At 72.5% G+C, this 4,211-nt stretch carries 2 protein-coding genes, 1 pseudogene and 1 riboswitch; all 3 genes and pseudogenes read left to right on the plus strand.

What is annotated here, in order from left to right; all coding sequences use genetic code 11:
• Positions 1-411: 411 nt before the first annotated feature.
• Positions 412-1,556 (plus strand): annotated as a pseudogene (locus IH13_RS0135415) (PP2C family protein-serine/threonine phosphatase); the annotation flags it as partial.
• Between the two features lie 246 nt (positions 1,557-1,802).
• Positions 1,803-1,955: riboswitch (cyclic di-AMP (ydaO/yuaA leader) on the plus strand.
• A gap of 11 nt (positions 1,956-1,966) precedes the next feature.
• Positions 1,967-3,007, plus strand: a complete 1,041-nt coding sequence (locus IH13_RS0135420) for a M23 family metallopeptidase (RefSeq protein ID WP_031091146.1) — start codon at positions 1,967-1,969, stop codon at positions 3,005-3,007.
• Between the two features lie 153 nt (positions 3,008-3,160).
• A complete protein-coding gene (locus IH13_RS0135425; RefSeq protein ID WP_031091148.1) occupies positions 3,161-4,105 on the plus strand; it encodes an aldo/keto reductase in 945 nt (314 codons plus the stop codon).
• Positions 4,106-4,211: the final 106 nt, after the last annotated feature.

The raw sequence follows: 4,211 nt of genomic DNA on the forward strand, positions 1-4,211 counted from the left end.
GGTTCAAATCCTGTCCCCGCTACTGAAGACGGTGGCCCGGATCCTTCCAAGGATCCGGGCCACCGTCGTTTCCCGTCCCGGACCGCCGCCCGGGACGCGGACGGGCATGCGGCTCGGCCGCGACGCGGCAGCGGGAGCGGGCCGGGAGGCGGGGGCATTCCGGTGCGGACCACTTCTCGGTGTTCCGGGCCCGCTCTCCGAGGTGACCGCGCGGGGCGCCGTGTGTGTCCCCGGTCAGAGCCCCAGGAAGAACTACGATCGGTCGGGGGCGGCACCGCCGTCCTCGTACGGGACGCACCGACGCTCCGCGCGCAGCACCGGCCCTCCGGCCGGCCACCGGCGGACGGGGATGTGTATAAGAGACAGGCGGTACCGTCCGCAGCCGTGGGCGGACCGGGCAGGGAGTGCACAGTGGGGAAGCGGGACGGACAGCGCGGTATGGCCGTCGAGGGTGCCTGGACGCGGCGGTTCGTGCGGGCGCTGCCCGTCCTGATGATCGTGGCGGGTGCGGTGGTCGACCTGCTGACCGCGCCCAACGTGTCCGCGATTCCGCTCTTCGCCGCGGCGCCCCTGATCGCAGCCCCCTTCTTCTCGCTGTCCCGCACCCTGCGTACCGCGGGGGCCGCCCTCCTCGTGGTGCTGGCCATCCGCGTCGCCCACGGATCGATCGGGCGCATGGCGCCGCTCACCGAGCTGCTGACCCTGGTCACCGTCTCCGCGCTCGCCCTCGTCATCAACGGTGTCGTGCGGCGCGGCAACGAGCAGTTGGCCTCGGCGCGCGTCATCGCGGAGACCGCTATGCGCGCGGTGCTGCCCACCCCGGACGACCGGATCGGCGGGCTGCTGGTCGCGGCGCGCTACGAGGCGGCGCAGGCGGACGAGTTCGTCGGCGGCGACCTCTTCGCCATCGTGGACACCCCGCACGGGGTGCGGCTGGTGGTGGGGGACGTGCGGGGCAAGGGGCTGGATGCCGTGGGGGCGGTGGCCGTGGTGATCGGGGCCTTCCGGGAGGCGGCCGAGCAGGAGTCCTCCCTGGAGGGCGTGGCGCAGCGGCTGGAGCGGGCGCTGGCCCGGGAGGGCGTACGGCGTGGCGGCCTGGACGCCGTGGAAGGGTTCGTCACCGCCGTCCTCGCCGAGATCCCGACGGGTTCGGACGTCCTGCGGGTCGTCAACCGGGGGCATCCCGAGCCGATCCTGCTGCACGCCGACGGGGGCCTTCAGGTGCTGGTGCCGTCCATGCCGGCGATGCCGATCGGGATGGGCCTGGAGGTGTGGCCGGACCGGTCGGACGAGTGGGTGATGCCGGCCGGGGCGACGTTGCTGGTGTTCACGGACGGCCTGTCGGAGGCGCGGGACGCGCGCGGGGTCTTCTACGACCCCGCGGAGCGGCTGCACGGCCGGACCTTCCCTGGCCCGGAAGAGCTGCTGTCCGCGTTGGTCGACGACGTGCGGACGCACACCGGGGGGCGGTCCACGGACGACATGGCGCTGCTCGCGGTCGAACGTCCCGGCGGGGAGCGGGCGGGCCGGGGGAGACGGTGAAGACCGTGGGGCGGGACGGTGGAGGAGCGGGGGCGACGGTCCGTGACCGAGGGACCTCGCTCCGCATAACATTTGACGAACCATCAGAAACTGATGGGAGATCACGGCGCCTTGAGGTCGCCCGTTTGCTGCCGATTCCTGACTGAAAGTCCAGGCCCAGAGCGGGAATGATCACCCGGAACGGCTTGGAATCGGACCCCCGTGTCTATTAACGTTCGATAACGCAGCGCGGTCGTCCCAGCCGTCGCAAGAGACGGCACCGCGCGCGAGCGCCGAATTCCGCAAGGGAACCGGGGAACCACCTACATGGGGTGAATCGGGCACCAGTGTCTCGCCAGAGGCACCAGGACCCGTAGGAGACCTTCCTGCTCCGAACCCGTCAGCTAACCCGGTAGGCGAGAAGGAAGGAAAGGAGTGCGCCCACGTGGCGTCCAACCAGCCTGCCCCCCAGTCCCCGTCGCCCCTCAGGTACGGATCCTTCGGTGACGAGGCCGGGGCCTCCGAGGAATGGAACCCCACCGAGGAGTCCGTCCGTCCCGTGCGCGGCAGGCACCGCGTGGCCAAGCAGCGTGGTCTGGCCCGTAGCTCCACCGTCCTCGGCGTCGGCGTCATCGCGGCCGTCGGTGCGGGAGGCATGGCCACCGCGCAGAGCAAGCCGCCGGTCTCCATCTCCCTTCCCGATTCCATCAAGGACAATCTTCCCGACGCCTCCTCACTTCCCGGTGTAGGCGCGTTCATGTCCGGCGGCTCCGAGGCGGACGACACCGAGATCGTCGCCGCCGCCCCGCTCACCAGCGCCGGCATCACGGCCGCGGAGGCCGAACAGGGCACCACCGACGCCGGTGAGGCGCTGCGCGCACGCATCCTCCAGCAGGCCGAGCAGCAGCAGGCCGGCGCCGACGCCGAGGCCAGGGCCGCACAGGAGAAGGACGCGGCCGAACAGGCCGCGAAGGAAGCCGCGAAGCAGCAGAGCGCGGCGGAGGCCAAGGCCGCGGCCGAGAAGAAGGCGGCGGAGGAGGCGGCGAAGAAGAAGGCGGAGGCCGAGCGCCTCGCCAAGCTCGCCGCCAGTTACGCCATCCCGACCTCCTCTTACACGATCACCTCGACCTACGGCCAGGCCGGTTCGATGTGGTCCTCCGGCCACCACACCGGGCTCGACTTCGCCGCGCCGACCGGTACGCCGGTCAAGGCCGTCCACGGCGGCACGGTCAAGTCGGCGGGCTGGTCCGGCTCGTACGGCTACCGCACGGTCCTGGAGCTCGACGACGGCACCGAGATCTGGTACTGCCACCAGTCCTCGATGGACGTCTCCGCGGGCCAGCGGGTCAGCACCGGCGACACCATCGGCCGCGTGGGCGCCACCGGCAATGTGACGGGCCCGCACCTCCACCTGGAGGTCCACACCGCGGACGGCACCGGCATCGACCCGATGAGCTGGCTGCGCAGCAAGGGCCTCACGGTCTGAGCCCGCGCCGGCCCCGGCCGGCCGCCCCCTGAACCCCGGCAGCCCTGGCGACACACCCCCCGACGTCAGGGCTGCCGGCCTGCCCGGTCCGGTGGCCCGCACGGACGGCGTACGCGCGGAATAGCGTGCACCACCGCCTCGTTGGCCCCGGGTATGACCACGTATCGCGCACTCGGTTCCTCCGGCCTCAAGGTCTTCCCCCTCGCCCTCGGCGGCAACGTCTTCGGCTGGACGGCCGACGAGGCCGCCTCCTTCGCCGTCCTGGACGCGTACACCGCGGCCGGCGGCAACTTCGTCGACACCGCCGACGTCTACTCGGCCTGGGTCCCGGGCAACGAGGGCGGTGAGTCGGAGACGCTCATCGGCAGGTGGCTGGCGTCGCGCGGTCGCCGCGACGACGTACTCGTCGCCACCAAGGCCGGCTCGCACCCCGCGTACAAGGGGCTCGCCGCGGCGACGGTCAAGAAGGCCGCCGAGGCGTCGCTCCGGCGGCTGGGCACCGACCACATCGACCTGTACTACACGCACTTCGACGACGAGAGCGTCCCGGTCGAGGAGATCGTCACCGCGCTCGACGACCTGGTGAAGGCCGGCTGGGTGCGGGAGATCGCCGCCTCCAACATCAGCCCCGAGCGGCTGCGTGCCTCACTGGACTTCTCCGAGCGCGAGGGCCTGGCCCGGTACGTGGCGCTCCAGCCGCACTACAACCTCGTCTCCCGCGACACCTACGAGGGCCCGCTGCTGGACACCGCGACCGGGGCCGGTCTCGCCGCCGTCCCGTACTACGCCCTCGCCTCCGGCTTCCTGACCGGGAAGTACCGGCCGGGCGTCGAGGTCGAGAGCGCGCGGGCGGGCGGTGCGGCCGCGCACCTGGAGTCCGAGCGGGGGCGCAAGGTGCTCGCCGCGCTCGACAAGGTGGCCCAGGAGCAGGACGCCGAGGTCGCCACCGTCGCACTGGCCTGGCTCGCCGCCCGGCCGACCGTCGTCGCGCCGATCGCCTCCGCCCGTACCGTCGAGCAGCTGCCCGCCCTGCTGGCCGTGGCGGACCTGCGACTGACGGACGGCCAGCTGGCCGAACTCACCGAGGCGTCCGCCTGACAGGAGTCCCGGGAGCGCCGGCACGGCCTACGGGGGCGGTGTGCCGGGCCGGCCCTGCGCGGGCCCGTCCGCGTGCAGGTACGGGTTGTAACCGCCGTAGTGGCGG

Source organism: Streptomyces sp. NRRL WC-3549 (genome assembly GCF_000721935.1).
Lineage (GTDB): Bacteria > Actinomycetota > Actinomycetes > Streptomycetales > Streptomycetaceae > Streptomyces.

Bases quoted from the DNA above. Each gene is read 5' to 3' on its own strand.
- IH13_RS0135425 (WP_031091148.1), top strand. From the start codon at position 3,161: ATGACCACGTATCGCGCACTCGGTTCCTCCGGCCTCAAGGTCTTCCCC.